A 15,967-nucleotide genomic window follows, 5' to 3' on the forward strand; every position below is an offset into this window, starting at 1 on the left:
TACATTTGCAGCCTGTCTTTTTTATATTACATCTCTATCATGGCTTTGAATTTTTTGTCCTTGCAGCTCAGCTTCAATGCGAAGCCGTTCTGCACTGCGGCAGCCTCTGCAATGGATAGTCCCAGACCGCTGCTGCTCTTGTCGCTTCGAGCCTTATCGCCCTTTACAAAAGGCATTTTCAGCTCCTTTGTGTCAATATTCTCGACAGTATCGTTCTCTATGACGAATTCCTTTTTGCTCACGGTTATTTTCACAGAACCGTCATTGCGGGTATACTTCACTGCATTGGATATGAGATTATCAACGGCAAGTGAGAGGGAGTCCCCATCGGCATTTACTTCACCGCTGCCCTCTATGGTCAGCTCTATTCCCCTTTCCTCAAAGGCTGATTTGTACTTTTCAGCGCATTTCTCCGCAAGGGCTTTTATATCGACTTTCTTTTTGTTCAGTTTCTTTGTCTGTTCTGTTTTACTGAGTTTCAGCGTCTTGGCTATTATATCATCTGTATAGGAAACATTTTTCACAATAGAACTCAGGTATTTCAGCTCCTTTTCATCACCGCTGTCCTTGCGCATCTCCATAAGATTCTCGGCGTAACCGCCTATTACCGCAAGAGGAGTTTTCAGATCGTGCGCAAGATTGTTTGTGAGCGCACGCTGATAGTCCTCAAAGGCGTACTGCGCCTTGTTTTTCGCATTCTTTATGAGGCATCTCACAAAAGCGATCAACGTAACAAACAGTAAGAACAGCCCTAACAGTATGCAGTACATTCTCTTTACTGATCTTGTCCATACATTGACCTTGTAATAAGTGAACAACCTGCACTTCTTATCATTATACGTAACACTCAGGTACATCGGATTCTCTTTTCTGACTTCAAATAATTTGGGATCTTCGCTCCATTCATAACCTGTGGTGTTATATTTTTCCAATATAGCTTTCCCCACTTCTTTATTATCTGTACCTAATATCATCTCAAATGTTGCTATTGGATATTTACTGCTATTGTCAGAAAAATCCATAAATTCATAGCCTGTCAGGTCAAAGTCTCCTGTATTTATCACTACTTCCTCTTCACTCACTACTTTGTTGTCATCTTCATCATATCTGTTTTCTGAATAATACTTGGTTTTCTTTATAGTATGCGGTATCATTTTATGTTCGGAATAATTCAGATAAGCACTGGTCACATCATACATATAAGAATCATGCTCTGTATAACTTCCTTCAAGCTTTTCGTTAACAAGTCTGGTAAAATCAGGGATATCTACTTCAACAGGATCGCAGCTGAACCACTTGTTATCACTGGGATCGTCACTGTATCTGACAACGAACCACATCTTTGCCATATTTGACGCGAGTATCCTGCCGTCTTCATCAATAAGAGCAGCAACAGCCACTCCGTTTCTGTCATAATATGATGAAGCATATCCTGCAAAATAGCTGAGGAAACGGGGATAAGGCAATTTTGGGGTGTAATTGGTATCATAATATGTTCCCAATCCCATTTTGAAATCCGTCACTTTAAGAGTTCCGCCAAACTTGTCATTTATGTCTTCGCTGGTATGTATCGACAGATTCAGTTCATTCTGAAGAGAACTTTGCTGTCCCCACGCGTAATCGCATATCTTATATTCGATATAGTAATGAAGCAAAAAGCCAAAAATAACAGAGAGCAGTACAGGTATTATCATCGCCTTTGCGAACATCTTCCCGAATGTTGTGCGTTTGGGCTTACGTTTGAAAAGTCCTTTTTTCATTTTGTTCACTCCTTTGTAAGCTTATACCCCCGTCCCACAAGAGTCTTTATCTGCGCACCTGCGCTGCCGAGAGCTTTTCTAAGCTTTTTTATATGATTATCCACTACGCGGTCGCTGCCGAAATAGTCATATCCCCATATCCTGTCAAGTAGAGTATCACGGGTAACTACCCAGTTTTCATGCTCTAAAAGATAGCGAAGTATAGCGAATTCCTTTGGTGGAAGCTCTACTTCATTATCATCAGCAAAGCATCGGAGAGTCCTTGTGTCAAGATTTATACTGCCGCAGCTGAGCACTTTGCTGTCGTCTGCATTGCCTGCACGGCGTACAAGTGCCTCGCATTTGCTGTAGAGTACAGAGAGCAAGAATGGTTTAACGATATAGTCATCGCAGCCCAGGTCATAGCCGTAGAGGATATCCTCTTCCCTGCCCCTTGCAGTTATAAAAATCACGGGGATATCGCTCCTCATTCGCAGCTGTCTGCACAGCGTAAAGCCGTCTGTTTCGGGCAGCATTATATCCAGCAGTACAAGCTCATAGTCCATATCATCACCCCTGATGATATCAAAGGCTTCGCCTCCGTTGTTTACCGCAGATACTTCCGTACCTTTTGTATTAAAGTAGTTTTTGATGACCTCACATATTTCGGTGTCGTCCTCTATAAGCAGAATTTTTTTCATAAGATGCGCGCTCCTTATTACTTTAACTGTATTATAAAACCGCAATGTGTCTTTTGTGTATCCTTTTATTGTCTTTTGTGTAGCTTATTTCTATTTCATTATATACACACCATGCAAAACTGTCAAATTTCTATCCGATTAAAATATGTAAAGAGCAAAAAACGATTAATGAACGTAATTTCAGGCAAAAAATGTCTTGTAATAGCCAAATATTTGTAATATAATATTGTCAGAAAGTCAAAAAGACTTTCTGTAGCAGCAGCATTGAAAACAGCTGACGACAGAAAAAAATACACGATGACACTTCATGTGTAGGCGCATATGAAGCTATAAACGGTTCATAGCTACGGGACTGTACGTCATCGTAAGCGGTACTACAGACCTGAAAAAACATTTCGGAAAATGGGAGCGCGCAGGTCTTTTTTACGGCACTTTTTGACCGCTTTTTTCACAGTCGGAGCTTACAGGTGCAATGCTTGGCTGCTGTGCAGATTTCGTATTCTCCTTGTTGTGATCTGTCCATGTGTCACGGGAGAAAGCGAAAAACGCGGCAATTCTTCATCTGAACTGCCGATGATCTGCACATACTATGGAAAAACCTTACAACAAATCCAAAACTGATTATTACTCTACAATTTTGTAAAACCCCCTCCCTGAACCCTACCTTTTCCATACTAAAAACAAATAAAATGACCGCTGAACCTCATGTATACAGCAATTAATGTGATGTGTACCTGATAGATTCAGCGATCGGGAATTGGCGGGTTCTTCACTGCACCGCAAAAGTCTTACAGAGAGATGAACGTTTTATCCGCATATTCCTAAGGAGTCTGCACCTTCTCAGGATTACCGTTTATCATTGAACAGACCACTCTTAACAGTTACAGGACAAAATATAAATGGTGAAAAAATGATAATGGTCTTTATAAGATTTGCTCTCTGAAAAGCTTTTATAATTGCAAAGGACGGAATATCAGAAAATAAGGCATCTGATATTTACGGCTGCTGAAAGATCGTGATAATTTATCCTGCGATGCTTTCCGTCTCCGTATCGGGAAATTCTTTCCCATCTTAGTACACGCTTGACCCACCTCTCTGAATAATAGATAAGAAAGCCCCTATATGACCGAGGGGGCTTTCTTATTTATACAACTCCTCTTAACCTGTGATACGCATACAGAAGCTTTAATAACTATTATTGAGGGAGACCCTTTTGAAAAAGGGTCCTCCCTCAAACTCCCTCCCTAAAACTTCTGGTTTTATTTTTTCTCAGATAGGGCACAAAGCAAAATTACAAAGCCTTGTAATAATATGATGTGTGCCCTATCTGAGAAAAAATCAGCTAAAAAGTCTTTGGAAAGGGGTTCGGGGAAGAACCTTTCCTCAGAAAGGTTTTCCCCGAGTAATAACTATAAACTTCTATATAAGCATCACAGTTACGGGAGCTGTATAGATCTATCCTACATACTTTATGTACATTTCCGTTGGCTGTACTTCGCTGTCAACGGTTATTATATTTGTACCGCTGTAGGTAGGTATAGCAGTATGAGTATCCGCAAGTGATATGGTATCACCTGCACCGAGGAAGGAGTCACCGAGATCAACAGTTACAGTCTGTGTCTGACCTCGGCTGCTGATATTTACGGGAAGGCTGACGTTATACTTCTCCCACGCACTGTATCCCGTCATATTGCAGGGGTCTGCACCTGTTGTGGCAAACTCCTCAGCTTCAACATCAGAGTCCACTATCATAAAACGGTGATATGCAGGGATAGGATCGCTGTTGTTTTCGTAATATGCTTTGTGGAACAGACCGACTTTAGTATCTTCCTGCAACGTGAATGTGACTTCCTTATGGAAGTAGTTAGGATATGGTGCGCCGTCGTCAACTCTCTTTGATTTTGAACTTATACCGCTTGGCAAAATATCAGATTTTGCAATAATTACCGTATTATCCTCTGCAAGCAGCGTAAACCATTCATTTCCCTGTGTGTTTCCATAACTGAAATTATCATATACGCAGCCGCTGTAATCCTGTATGCCTGTCCAATATCCGCCTGTTCCAGAAAAGCGATTGTTGCCCCAGGTGTCGATCATAAGCTTGTATGTACCTGCTTTAAGAGTTGCAAAATATTCGCAGTAATCATATTTTACAGGTCTTACATCACAAGGTAATGCGTACTGATACTCAGAACGTCTGTAATGAGAATACACAAGCTTTACCCACTGTTCAGTATCTTCAACAAACGTATCATTCCCGGGAATTGATTTTTGTGTATATGCCGAGCAAGCTGTTACTGTCGGAGTTATTGTACCCGGTTCTGAATAATAGCAGGTATAGAACTCGATATCATTGTAAGAAGAATTAAACACCCTTACTGAATAATCAGTATTAGGTTTTACAGGTATAGAATAAGTTTTACAGCGTATTGCTATATTAGACGGTGAAATAATATAATTGTTAGTTCCACCGCCGCCGTCGTCACCACAGTAAAGCTCCTGTGTTACTCCCACAGTTCTCGGAGCTGTGGCGTCATGGTTCACGATATTGCCCTGCATAATGCCCTGCTTATACATTGTAGTATCAGCATCATAGGCTGTCGGTATAGTTGAGCCCTCTGTCATCATAATATCGCCAACGTGTGAGGGCTGGACAGCGTAGTCACCATAATGTCTTATCTGGAAAAGAAGTCGAGCAGCATTTCCGCTGTTAACGGTAAATCCATTGACAGCATTCACAAAACCAGGTGCATATGCAAGCCATGTTCCTGCTGCGCCATTAGGGATAGGGTCGGTTTTTAGTTTAAGGTAGTTTTTTCCGAGCTTTCCGACTCCGCCTGCTGCTCCTGTTATTCTCCAGTCGAGCAAAGATGTACCGTTGGAACGGAAACGGAGCGGAAGTGCCCGTGTAAGCTCGCGTACACCAAAATTGATCTTTCTTGAAACCATAAGGGTTCTCAGATCATCGGTAACTGCTCCTCTGTTTGCAAATAGTAATTCACGCAGCATCGCATCATTCTCCGTCCGTTGGATCATACACTTCGCCTGTTGCCTGATCAACCCATTTTCCGTCGCCGCCGAAGCCGTAAAGATCGCCTGTGCTTATCTCCCATGCAATAGTGCCCTGTGAGATAAGTCTCCCGTCAACTCCGTTCTCGGCTGGGAGCTCGGTCTTTGTATCAACTGCAAGCTCTGCGATAACAAGTGATCTCTCACCGTTAAAGCTCATAAACTTTTCTTTTAATATTGTAAGCATTTTCTTACCTCCTGAAAAATTCTTTGAAAGTACTTTCATAAAGGGGCTGAAAAAAACGTTTTTTCAACGGAAAACCATTGAATATCAGAAAAATTTTTCAAAAAAATTTTCACAGCGGTACAATAGTTAGCTACGTATAACAGTATTTTCCCTATTTTACGTCATATCCATGATATTATTATAAAATTACGGCAGAATAATATAGCGGCGGTTATTGATTTTATTTATAATAAGTGGTATAATTGATAAAGCAATAACAATTTAACATTACGATCAAAAAGAATGGAGTTCTGAAAATGCTTGAACTGAAAAATATTTCCTTCAGTGCTGAAGACAACGGCTCAAATATAGAAATTATCAGAAATATTTCCCATACTATCGGTGATAACAAATTCGTTGTAATAACAGGCCCTAACGGCGGCGGTAAATCTACTCTGGCAAAGATCATTGCAGGTATCGTGCCGAACACAGGCGGTCAGATCATTTTTGACGGTGTCGATATCACCGAAAAAAATATCACCGAACGTGCAAAACTCGGTATCGGATTTGCTTTTCAGCAGCCTGTCCGTTTTAAGGGACTGACTGTTATCGACCTGCTCAGAATAGCCGCAGGCAAGAACCTTTCCGTATCAGATGCCTGCAATTACCTTTCGGAAGTAGGTCTTTGCGCAAAGGACTATATCGACCGTGAGATCAATGCTTCTCTTTCGGGCGGTGAGCTTAAACGTATCGAAATAGCTACAGTCCTCGCAAGAGATGTAAAGCTTGCTATCTTTGACGAGCCCGAGGCAGGTATCGACCTCTGGAGCTTCAATAATCTTATCCGTATCTTTGAGAAAATGCGTCAGGAACGCCACGGAAGAACTATCCTCGTTATCTCTCATCAGGAGCGTATCCTCAATATTGCTGATGAGATAATCGTTATATCAGACGGTAATATCTTAAAGCACGGCGATAAGGATATTATCCTCCCTGAGATCACAGGCACGGAAAACGCAATAAATATCTGTCATAAAATGGCGTAAGGAGGCAAGGATATGGAGCAGATAGATGCAGTTCAGAAAAGACTTTTTCAGGAGGTCGCCGATCTTCACGGTATCCCCGAGGGAGCATATAACCTCCGCGCAAACGGCAAGGCATTAATGAGAAATACTACCGCAAATATCGACATACAGTCTAAGAACGATGTCAGCGGTATAGATATACGCATAAAATCAGGCACTAAGAACGAAAGTATCCATATTCCTGTTGTACTCAGCCAGAGCGGTATCAAGGAAGATGTTTACAATGATTTCTTTGTTGGCGATGACTGCGATGTTCTTATCGTAGCAGGCTGCGGTATCGACAACTGCGGCTCTCAGGACTCCGAGCACGACGGTATACACCGCTTCTTCATAGGCAAGAATTCAAAGGTGCGCTATGTTGAAAAGCATTACGGCTCAGGTGACGGCAGCGGTAAGCGTATCCTCAATCCTGTAACGGAAGTACACATGGATGAGGGCAGCACTATGGAAATGGAAATGGTGCAGATAAAGGGCGTTGACTCTACAAAGCGTACTACTATCGCAGAACTCAAGGCTGATGCAAAGCTTTTAGTCCGCGAAAGACTTATGACTCACGGTCAGCAGCAGGCTTTCAGTATCTATAAGGTCGACCTTAACGGTGACGGTTCAAGTGCTGATGTAGTTTCTCGTTCAGTTGCCCGTGACGACTCTTACCAGAAGCTTGATCTGTGCATAAACGGCAGCGCAGCTTGCAGCGGTCATACAGAGTGCGACTCTATCATCATGGACAACGGCAGGATACTTGCAGTCCCCTCTCTTGAAGCAAACAGCGTTGACGCTGCACTTGTTCACGAGGCTGCTATCGGAAAGATCGCAGGCGAACAGCTCATAAAGCTCATGACTCTCGGTCTTACAGAGGCTGAAGCCGAAGAACAGATAATAAACGGATTCTTAAAGTAAATCATAAAAGCCATAGTATCAGAAGTACTATGGCTTTTATAAATTATGAGGTAACGTAATAATTTGCCGAGCCCATGAAAGGGATTCCAAAGGGACTGTGTTCCTTTGGCAGAGTGACTCCCCACAGGGTGGGGAGATGTCGCAACGCGACAGAGGGGGCGTACCGGTTAGGTCAGAGACAGCGTCTCTGGTCGCTGTTCACAGCTTTTAAAGAACAGCGAAATAATACGAAGGCGCACCGCAAGGGTGAATTCCGAAAACAATCCAGTGAATTGTTTTCGGAAGAGGGTGACTCCCCACGGGGTGGGGAGATGTCGCAACGCGACAGAGGGGACGGACCCGATTAGGGGGCCCTGCAAGAGAGGGCGTCCCTTACATCATTATATCGTTGCTGACGGGCGGATAATATCCGCCCCTACAATGGAACGCCAAGGGTTACTCTATACAGTGTAGGGAGATGTCAGCAAAGCTGACAGAGGATCGCAGCTCCTGTTGGGAGGCGTTCACTACAATCGCATAATCTTCTATATTAGCATTATGATTAATGATATGCTTTTTCTATTACATACAAGAAAAAGGGCGGATAAATCCGCCCTTACTTTTTTAATCATGCACGACACTTATGTCCCGATGCTGCTTCAAAATTGTACTTTACTATACCAAGATCAATTTTTGTCATCATGCCTTTTTTGGCTGTAATGACTGCTTCATCATTTTCAAGAGTTACAAAGAACTTCTGCTGATTAAGTGCGGTAGGTGCCATCATTGCTGCTACCATGCCATTTCTGAACCAAGGCTGCATCTGATCTCCTCTGATATCACAGAGCTTCTCGATAGGCTTTGAACGATGCTTTGTTCCCTCATTTGCTCCGTAACCAATGGCAATAACGCATACGCGCTTTTCATCGTCAGGTATATCTACTCTGACCTTGCTCTTGCCGTATGTTCCTGCTACCCAACAGGTATTGAGTCCCATTTGCTGTGCTGCAAGTACGATCTTTTCGCCGTAGTAACCGCAGCGTTCATCGAGGTCTTCGAGTGATTTCTTTCCGGCGAGAACTATATAATTCCTTGCATTCTCGAATTTTCCAACATGAGAAAGGAATGTGTTAAAACATTCAGGATCGTCATATACTATCTGAAAACCCAGTCCGCCTTCTTCGTTGCACTCTTTGATAAGTTTGTTGAGTTTCTCTTTAAGATCATCTGCTATTGGTTTATTGATAAATTGTCTTACACTGTGTCGTGATTTGATTGCTTCTTTGATATCCATAATACACCTCGTTCCTGCAAAATTGCAGTTTTTATTATTCTAACACATTTTTTTATGAAATGCAATAGATTTTAGATGATATTACGGAAATAAAAGCGAAAATTTCGCAGAAATTCGCCTTAGAGTATCTGATTTATCATATCAAGAGTATAAACATACCTGTCATCGTCTGTATTGCAGCCCACTACTACCGATATATATGTATCGTCATCGCCCTCAAAGGCTGATATGAGACAGCTGCCTGCATTCTGGGTAGTTCCCGTCTTTACGCCTATGGCATTCTCACAGTAGTAGCTGCCGTTAATATCGAGGAGCTGGTTTGAATTCTGCCATGTAAAGACCTTTCCTGCTGTGGAATAAACAGTCTTTTTCGGCAGCTTTACGATATCACAAAGCTCAGGCTCTGACATGACATATTCAGTGAGTTTAAGAAGGTCTGATACCGTAGTATACTGCTCATAATCGTCCCAGCCGTCAGGACTTACAAAAGAACTGTCCTCCATGCCTATGCTTTCCGCAAACTGTTTCATAAGTCCGCAGAAGCAGTTTATAGCTTCGGTATCGTTAAGGTCTGCATCAGGGAATACATTTCTTGCGACCGAAACTGCCACCGTATGAGCTGCGTCATTTCCCGAAGCAAGAAACATTCCTGTTATCAGGTCGCGGAGTGTAAGGCTGTCGCCCACCTCAAGACCTGCAAGGCTGGAATTTGCATTTACGTATGCAAGTTCAGAGCCAGCTGTAAATACGTCGTCCATATCAGCATACTGCATAGCAACAGATGCTGTAAGCAGCTTTGTAAGGCTGGCAGGAGCTGTTTCTTCATTTATATTATAACTGTATATCAGCTCGCCCTTTTTCATGGAATATATGGCAGAAGCCTTACAGTAAGGCAGATAGTCTGTATCGAACTCCGTTTCCTTTTCGGATACGGTCTGAGATCCTGTTTTTGCTGTATCCTCAGCCAGTTCGGTGTCCTCTGTTGGGTATTCGACCTCTGCTGCCTCAAAAACAGCTTCAGCGTTATCATAATATTCATTTGGTTCAGCATTGCCTTTCAGCGATAATATCACAATAAGCAGGATATCTATCAAAAGCACCGAGATAAGTATTATAAGGAGCTTTTTTCTGTGTTCTTTTATCCAGTCAATTATTTTTGCCGACAATAATATCCACCTTTCTGTTAAATAGTCCTCAATAGAATAATCGTTATGTCAGTAAGAAAACTGACATTAATTATAAAACTCTGCCTTTAACCCTTAGGCGTTAGTTATAAGCAAATGTGTCGCCTTCGGCGATTATTTAAATAATGTGAGCGTAAGCGAACACTTTCGGCTAATGGCTGTATAGTTTTTTTCTGAGTTTGTAAGTCTGCATCTATATATTTGAATTTTTTCTGCATATATTTCAAATGATCTTTCCGAACAAAAGCAGACCTGAAATAACTTTTCCGGTCTGCTTTTTAATATCAGCTGTGTATCCTGAAAGTTTTGGGTGCGAACTTATAGACCAGCAGGCAGGCTGCTATGATATACACCACACAGAAAACAATGGTGAGGATACCGAAAGTAAGTGTGGGAACGTGTAAATATATCATCCAGTAGCACACAAGATATGTCACTATAGTTATCAAACGGTATGTGCCGTTCTTTATCTCTGTACCTGCATTGTAGGGCTGGAGAAGATAATATATCGTAAGATAATGTACGGAGAAGAATATACTCAGCGCACATATTGAAACAATAATGACTCCGTAGTTTATAGGATTATCAGTTCCGCCTGACAGGTACAGCAGCGATGCAAGTCCGATGCCGCCGACTACTGCGGGAAGAAGATTTACCTTGATTATCTCACGCAGACGTATACGGAACAATGTAAGAATGGACTTCGGCTCCTTATAGAACGGATATGTGAGCAGACTGTGGTCGCAGTTTACGAAAAGTGCCTGTGTGAACTGCATACCGCGGTTCACTGCATACATGACAAATACGAAATACGGGAGAGAATTGCTTATATACTTGTTTATCCCCTTTGTCTCCTTAGGCACGAAAATGCAAACTATTCCCATCAAAATAATTATTATCGCAAGGAAAAATGTCACCTTTATGGAGCTTTCCCACAGTATCTTTTTATGACGCTTTACAAAAAGCTCATTGAGGTATTCAAATCCGCTCTTGTCACTGGTAATACCAGTATCGGCACTGATATTCTTCTGTGTGTTCTTCTGGAAATTCTGCCTTTGCGCTGCTTTGATATCCATTTGCGACACGAATTCAGCATTGAGTATCTCTTTGTTCAGTGCGCGGTAATTATCATATTTTAATATGTACGGTACAGCTATGACTGCTGCGATGATAAACAATGCAATAATGGCGTATGATACTTTAAGAGGTATCATGCAGCCGAATGCTGCCGTTACGTAAAGTCCTGTTATGCCTGCGCAGCCGAGCAGCAGAATCAGAACGCTGAGTTTGGCTTTTGTTGCAAGCTTCTTGCCTTTTTTAAAGCGTATCATCTCCAGCGGACATACTGCGATCTTTGCTGCTATTCCGTATACTGCAAGCAGCAGACAGCCCTTTATTCCGATACGGTCTGCAAAGAATATCATAGCAGCCACAAAAAAGCCGATGAAGTGCTTCAAAAGCTTGAAAGCATAATTCACAAGAGTGAATTTTTTTGCTTCCATGCCAAGCTGTATCATGGCATAGTACTTATGCTTTTCGGGAGTGAAGATATAGTTATTTGTAAATGCCCCCATAATAGTGAATGGCACAAGGAGATGAAAAATAAACTGCACCGCGTTATGGGCGGGTATCTCCAGCGTACCGTTCCATACAGAAACTGCCAGGAACAGATATGCTATCTTAAAGGCGAACATGGAGAATAACTCCCAGAGTATGGATATGACATAGGCAAATATCTTGAAGCCTGTCATACTGTAGACATCAGGCGGAAAAATCTTCTTTATGAGCGGTATCTGTCTGAAACCGTGAAGTATAGAGTTGACACGGTATGTATTTTTCAGCTTGAAGGAAATGAGCAGAGTTTTAAGCATTGTTATCCTCCCTCAGTGCTGCGATTATCTTGTCCTTGAATTCGTTATTGTCAAGGTCTGACTTGTATACGGGTTCAAGTACACCATGATTGAGAAGCACTATCTCATCGCAGAGATCAAGTGCAAGATCCATGATATGAGTCGAAAGAATAGTTATCTTATTACCTTTAAGTGTGCGGAGAAGCTGCTTCATCTCTTCGGCAACTACTACGTCAAGTGAGGTCAGCGGCTCATCGAGCAGAAGTATATTCGGCTGTGCTATGAAGTTTATGAGCATCTGCATCTTGTTTTTCATACCGTGAGAATAGTCCTTGAGGAGCTTGTCGCGGTCTATGCGGTCGATACCCATATAGTCGAAATATACATCAAGGGGTTTTAAGTCGTGTATCTTGTCAGAATGTATCTCTGTAAAAAACTTCAGGAACTCACGTCCTGTGAGGAATTCGGGAACCGTGGGAGTAGAAAGCACATATCCTATATCCTCGGGGACAAGATCTCTGACGCCTGTATCCGTAAGAAGCGTATACTTTCCCGAATCAGAAGTGATATCGCCGTTTATACAGTTGAAAAGAGTAGTCTTTCCTGCTCCGTTCCTGCCAAGAAGTCCGTATATCTTGCCTGATTCAAAAGTAAATGTTATATCTCTTAGTACCTGTTTGTCGTCATATTTTTTTGATAGATTTTCAATAGAAAAGCGCATAATAAAGCCTCCGTTTATTTGTGTTAAATATACACTCCAATATAAATTATAGCAGTTTACAGCACTTTAGTCAATAAGAAAAAATGATTACATATGTCACTGAATAAATTATTCTTGTCATCTTGAAAATACACGGAAGATAATGTAAAATATAATCAACGAAAGCCAATGGGGAGGCAGTATTATGAAAGTACACTTTTATGAGGTCAAGGATTGTACATACGATATGGTTCAGGGAATTCCTGCAATTTTCGCTCCTGAGGGAGTCGATACAGAGACATTGCAGAGACATTTCTTCATACAGACTATGGACGGAAGATGGTTCCACTATCTTACGAGGGAGGAATACTACTATCTTATGTCGTTCAGTGGTAGCGATGAGGTGGTTTTCAGCTTCGACAGACCTGTAACCAACTATTATCCGCCCAATTATATGCCATACGCTCAGAATAACGCTCAGGACGAGAACAAAGCAAATACAATGTGCGGAATATCCTTAGGACTTATAGGTCTGGGATTTCTTATATCGTCTGTGGCACCTGCTTTGACATTTCCGTGCTGGATAGCTGCTCTTGTGCTTATGATAATAGTCCGCGTTAATCATCCGCAGAACACATTCGGAAAAGTACTTATGATAATCTACATCGTGTTCGGCGTACTTTTCTTTATCGGAATATTGCTGGCAATGGCTGCCTGCGGAATGATAACAGGAGAAATCCTGGACAGCTGCAACAATATCCCGGGATAATGCGGCTTTGGAGATGATATATATGACTTTACACATTGATACTGACTGGGGCAAAATACCGCCCTATGCTATAATGATAATGCTGTCGTTTGCAGCAGGTATCGGTTCTATGTTTTTTATTAACGTAAAAAGCGGAGTCAGAAAGCACATGGCAGGATATCTTTCCCTGCTCGCCCCTTTTATGAGCATATTCTTCGGGCTGCTGCTTACGTATATAACTACTTTCGGAAAGGGCCTGGGACTTTCCTCTATAGGCGGACTTTTCGGTATGTTCGCTGCCGTTGTGACTATTGCACTTATAGGCAGAGACCGCCGCGAGTTCAGAACAATGCTCACAAGCTGCACTCTCGTTGTGCCGCTGATGTACAGCATATCAAAAATAGGCTGTCTGTGCGCAGGCTGCTGCCGCGGCATTGCCTGTCATGGAGCGTTCTGTATTGAGTATACAGGCAAAAGAACGGGAGATATATGCGTATTCCCTGTACAGCTTGCGGAAACTCTCCTGTTTTTCGCTATATTCGTTACGGGTATCATCTTATTTATGAAGAAAAAACAGAACACCGAGCTTTTCGTCATCATCGCATCTGTACTCGGCAAGGGCGGACTGGATTTTCTCCGCGCTTCTCACACGGATAAGATAATATCACTAAATCAGATACTCTGTCTGGTCATTGCAGCCGTTGCAATTGCAGGATATAAATACTTTAAAAAGTTGAGAATTGAGAATTGATATTTTCGCTGCACTCACATTAAACAAACAAGCCCCGAGGCAAAGCCTCGGGGCTTGACTTTCATATAAACCAAACTCTAATAAAGGGAATTATTTTACCTGTGCTTTCTCTCGGGGTATTTGCCGTAATAACGCTTTTTATCCTCATACATTCTCTCATCTGCCGTCCTCATGGCTGCACGTATATCACCGCCATTGTCGTCGCAGTAAAGACCAAGCGCAAAGCTGATATTATCAGGATTTTCGGAGTCTTTCCTGAGCTTCTCAACACGCTCTTTAAGTACTCTTTCACAGACATCAATGGCGATAAGCATGAATTCATCGCCGCCTGCACGGTATATCTCGCACTCAGGGAAGGTCTTCTTTAACAGGGCTGCTGCTCCTTTAAGGAGCTTATCTCCCTCTACATGGCCTTCTTCATCGTTTTTCTGCTTCAAGCCGTTAAGGTCTGCAAAGATTATGCCGAATTTCTGCGGCGAGGGTTCTCTTCCGGAAGTGATACCGAAAACGCGATTGTTCATGGCGTTACGATTATATATACCCGTAAGAAGATCTACGGAGCTGAGTATCTCAAGCTTGTTGAGGAGCTGATAATTGGCTATCTCGGAAGCTATAAAGTAAGATGTTATCTCAAGAGTATCCTTTATCCTGATAGTCTGTTCAATATCAAAATTTACCGACCAGATATAGCCAAGAACTTCGTTATTATGCTTAAGTGGGAACAATACCACGCTGTTAACATCTGCTTCTCTGAGGGAGTCGTACCATACAGGATTTCTTTCCTTTAACACCTGCATATCTTTTTCGTCCTGCACAATAAGGCACGAACTGCCTGCAATAGTGTTTTTCCATGATTCAACAACATCAAAAAAGCCTTCTTTGATGTAAAAATCCATACGCTTTGTTCTGCTTTCGTCATAAACAGATTCAGCCAGCACGGAACATTCTCTCTTTTTAAAATCAGTCAGCAGGATACAGCATTGATCTGCACCGCAAAGCTCTCTGATATCGCAGATGATCTCGTTCATAGTTTCAGAAAAGTTCTCGGTGCTTCTGAGCTTAATACAGGTCTTTATAACAGCAGAGGCTATTTCAGCCGATGTATTCGCCATCATATCGACATTGCTGTTGATAGTAAGCTCCTGAGAATATGAGCAGTACCCCATATTAGGATCATCTGATCTAAGCGGCATCATTACCATATTTATCCAGAAATCATACCTCTCAGGGTGGATATATGTATGCATTATCTTCTTTTTAACAGCACAGTTATAAACAGAATCCTCGAAATTCAGATCCTTTGGGATATACTTTTCATATAGACTATTAGGCACAAACTTGTTATCAAGCATAGACGAAGAAGATACATGATGAGGATCTTCTATCGACTCAACATATGCCTTGTTTCCTGCAACTATCCTGATATCGCCATATCCGCCGTTATCCTGTTTCTCTATAGAGATTATGCAGGTCATTGGTTCAAAATTATCAACATACTTTTGGAAATCCATACTAACTCCTTTCTTAACTATTATTAAGATAAAGTTAATGTATCATTATGTTATATTATAGCATTTTTGTCGTAAAAAGTCCAGTGAATTTTATTTGAAAATACCAATCACTTATACGACTTAAACAACAGATTTAACTAAAAAGTCTGCATATTTTCATTTGATATATAAAAAAAGTATGTGTTTTCATAATAAAAGACGAATAATATTTCTGTATAAAATCCACATTCGTTTTTGATTGTTATATATGCACAATGAGAAAGAAAAAAATTCGTCGGATTTACAATTGA

Annotated in this window: 13 protein-coding genes; 4 read left to right on the plus strand and 9 right to left on the minus strand. The window is 41.7% G+C overall.

Annotated features, from left to right (window positions below):
* Nucleotides 1–26 precede the first annotated feature (26 nt).
* From QZZ41_RS08995 to QZZ41_RS09010, 4 genes are all read right to left on the minus strand, one after another.
* Complete coding sequence (locus QZZ41_RS08995) at nt 27–1,760, minus strand: cell wall metabolism sensor histidine kinase WalK (protein ID WP_295070675.1); 1,734 nt, start codon at nt 1,758–1,760, stop codon at nt 27–29.
* Nucleotides 1,761–1,765: 5 nt separating this feature from the next.
* Nucleotides 1,766–2,440 (minus strand): response regulator transcription factor, encoded by a 675-nt coding sequence (locus QZZ41_RS09000; protein WP_295070677.1) that lies wholly within the window; start codon nt 2,438–2,440, stop codon nt 1,766–1,768.
* A 1,455-nt stretch (nt 2,441–3,895) separates the two neighbouring features.
* The gene (locus QZZ41_RS09005) at nt 3,896–5,476 is read right to left on the minus strand and encodes a hypothetical protein (protein WP_295070680.1); all 1,581 of its coding nucleotides are present in this window, start codon (nt 5,474–5,476) and stop codon (nt 3,896–3,898) included.
* Nucleotides 5,454–5,696, minus strand: coding sequence for a hypothetical protein (locus QZZ41_RS09010; RefSeq protein WP_295066703.1), 243 nt, complete (start codon nt 5,694–5,696; stop codon nt 5,454–5,456). Before QZZ41_RS09010 ends, QZZ41_RS09005 begins: the two co-directional genes overlap by 23 nt.
* 296 nt (nt 5,697–5,992) lie before the next feature.
* On the opposite strand from QZZ41_RS09010, the gene QZZ41_RS09015 reads away from it, so the two are divergent.
* Together QZZ41_RS09015 and QZZ41_RS09020 are read left to right on the plus strand one after the other, a co-directional pair.
* Nucleotides 5,993–6,721, plus strand: coding sequence for an ABC transporter ATP-binding protein (locus tag QZZ41_RS09015; RefSeq protein ID WP_295070683.1), 729 nt, complete (start codon nt 5,993–5,995; stop codon nt 6,719–6,721).
* A gap of 12 nt (nt 6,722–6,733) precedes the next feature.
* Nucleotides 6,734–7,660, plus strand: a complete 927-nt coding sequence (locus QZZ41_RS09020) for a SufD family Fe-S cluster assembly protein (RefSeq protein ID WP_295070685.1) — start codon at nt 6,734–6,736, stop codon at nt 7,658–7,660.
* A 607-nt stretch (nt 7,661–8,267) separates the two neighbouring features.
* On the opposite strand, the gene QZZ41_RS09025 is transcribed toward QZZ41_RS09020, so the two are convergent.
* The 4 genes from QZZ41_RS09025 to QZZ41_RS09040 all read right to left on the minus strand — a co-directional run bounded on the left by QZZ41_RS09025 (nt 8,268) and on the right by QZZ41_RS09040 (nt 12,688).
* Nucleotides 8,268–8,933: a nitroreductase family protein gene (locus QZZ41_RS09025; RefSeq protein ID WP_295070689.1), complete on the minus strand. Its 666-nt coding sequence runs from the start codon at nt 8,931–8,933 to the stop codon at nt 8,268–8,270.
* A gap of 119 nt (nt 8,934–9,052) precedes the next feature.
* Complete coding sequence (locus tag QZZ41_RS09030; protein ID WP_295070693.1) at nt 9,053–10,099, minus strand: hypothetical protein; 1,047 nt, start codon at nt 10,097–10,099, stop codon at nt 9,053–9,055.
* Between the two features lie 302 nt (nt 10,100–10,401).
* Complete coding sequence (locus QZZ41_RS09035) at nt 10,402–11,988, minus strand: hypothetical protein (RefSeq protein WP_295070695.1); 1,587 nt, start codon at nt 11,986–11,988, stop codon at nt 10,402–10,404.
* Nucleotides 11,981–12,688: an ATP-binding cassette domain-containing protein gene (locus QZZ41_RS09040; protein ID WP_295070698.1), complete on the minus strand. Its 708-nt coding sequence runs from the start codon at nt 12,686–12,688 to the stop codon at nt 11,981–11,983. Before QZZ41_RS09040 ends, QZZ41_RS09035 begins: the two co-directional genes overlap by 8 nt.
* 184 nt (nt 12,689–12,872) lie before the next feature.
* Between QZZ41_RS09040 and QZZ41_RS09045 the strand changes: the two genes are divergently transcribed.
* Nucleotides 12,873–13,436, plus strand: coding sequence for a hypothetical protein (locus QZZ41_RS09045; RefSeq protein WP_295070701.1), 564 nt, complete (start codon nt 12,873–12,875; stop codon nt 13,434–13,436).
* 22 nt (nt 13,437–13,458) lie between these two features.
* Complete coding sequence (locus tag QZZ41_RS09050) at nt 13,459–14,166, plus strand: prolipoprotein diacylglyceryl transferase family protein (protein WP_295070704.1); 708 nt, start codon at nt 13,459–13,461, stop codon at nt 14,164–14,166.
* A 95-nt stretch (nt 14,167–14,261) separates the two neighbouring features.
* Here QZZ41_RS09050 and QZZ41_RS09055 read toward each other — a convergent pair whose 3' ends face one another.
* Entirely contained in the window at nt 14,262–15,677 is a 1,416-nt protein-coding gene (locus tag QZZ41_RS09055; protein ID WP_295070707.1) for a GGDEF domain-containing protein, read from the minus strand.
* Nucleotides 15,678–15,967: the final 290 nt, after the last annotated feature.

Source organism: Ruminococcus sp., from assembly GCF_016283395.1.

Bases quoted from the DNA above. Each gene is read 5' to 3' on its own strand.
- QZZ41_RS08995 (WP_295070675.1), bottom strand. From the start codon at position 1,760: ATGAAAAAAGGACTTTTCAAACGTAAGCCCAAACGCACAACATTCGGG.
- QZZ41_RS09000 (WP_295070677.1), bottom strand. From the start codon at position 2,440: ATGAAAAAAATTCTGCTTATAGAGGACGACACCGAAATATGTGAGGTC.
- QZZ41_RS09005 (WP_295070680.1), bottom strand. From the start codon at position 5,476: ATGATCCAACGGACGGAGAATGATGCGATGCTGCGTGAATTACTATTT.
- QZZ41_RS09010 (WP_295066703.1), bottom strand. From the start codon at position 5,696: ATGCTTACAATATTAAAAGAAAAGTTTATGAGCTTTAACGGTGAGAGA.
- QZZ41_RS09015 (WP_295070683.1), top strand. From the start codon at position 5,993: ATGCTTGAACTGAAAAATATTTCCTTCAGTGCTGAAGACAACGGCTCA.
- QZZ41_RS09020 (WP_295070685.1), top strand. From the start codon at position 6,734: ATGGAGCAGATAGATGCAGTTCAGAAAAGACTTTTTCAGGAGGTCGCC.
- QZZ41_RS09025 (WP_295070689.1), bottom strand. From the start codon at position 8,933: ATGGATATCAAAGAAGCAATCAAATCACGACACAGTGTAAGACAATTT.
- QZZ41_RS09035 (WP_295070695.1), bottom strand. From the start codon at position 11,988: ATGCTTAAAACTCTGCTCATTTCCTTCAAGCTGAAAAATACATACCGT.
- QZZ41_RS09040 (WP_295070698.1), bottom strand. From the start codon at position 12,688: ATGCGCTTTTCTATTGAAAATCTATCAAAAAAATATGACGACAAACAG.
- QZZ41_RS09045 (WP_295070701.1), top strand. From the start codon at position 12,873: ATGAAAGTACACTTTTATGAGGTCAAGGATTGTACATACGATATGGTT.
- QZZ41_RS09050 (WP_295070704.1), top strand. From the start codon at position 13,459: ATGACTTTACACATTGATACTGACTGGGGCAAAATACCGCCCTATGCT.
- QZZ41_RS09055 (WP_295070707.1), bottom strand. From the start codon at position 15,677: ATGGATTTCCAAAAGTATGTTGATAATTTTGAACCAATGACCTGCATA.